A 468-nucleotide genomic window follows, 5' to 3' on the forward strand; every position below is an offset into this window, starting at 1 on the left:
ATTTTTTTTATAATTCAAATTATTACTTTACACAGCTTTTCAATCTATGCCAAAATAGTAATATCGCAACTACTTTAGGGAGGTCAAGGCCATGGCAACATATCGAATTACTGCTTTTGAAAAAAGTGGCGAATCAATTGTCGATGAACAATTTGAAGCTAATTCTGACTTAGAAGCAAAAAAAATTGGTACAGAAAAACTTAATACACTCGGTGCACTTGATAAAACACACCGCTGCATTAGTCAAACTGGTAAACTACTTTTATTTCATCCATAATAAAAAAAGCTGCGAAAATTTATCGCAGCTTTTTTGTTTTGATCTAAATTAAGTACCAATCAAAGTTTCAACACTTTTCAACTTCTGCTTGGTGTGGACTACCTTTTAATGAAAACCGTCGTGAATTTCTCAACAGCCATAGGATTACCTTTAAGGGCATCCTATTTACATTTTATGAAGCAGGTTCAACT

The 468-nt window shown here is 32.9% G+C and carries 1 protein-coding gene; it reads left to right on the top strand.

What is annotated here, in order from left to right:
- Positions 1 to 91 precede the first annotated feature (91 nt).
- On the top strand, positions 92 to 277 hold the full coding sequence (locus tag CN514_RS21385; protein ID WP_097973763.1) for a YhzD family protein: 186 nt from the start codon (positions 92 to 94) through the stop codon (positions 275 to 277).
- Positions 278 to 468 lie beyond the last annotated feature (191 nt).

Origin of the sequence: Bacillus sp. AFS001701 (assembly GCF_002559405.1) — a bacterium.
In the GTDB taxonomy this organism is placed as follows: Bacteria; Bacillota; Bacilli; order Bacillales; family Bacillaceae_G; genus Gottfriedia.

Coding starts and splice junctions, on each gene's coding strand:
- CN514_RS21385 (WP_097973763.1), top strand. CDS start 92: ATGGCAACATATCGAATTACTGCTTTTGAAAAAAGTGGCGAATCAATT.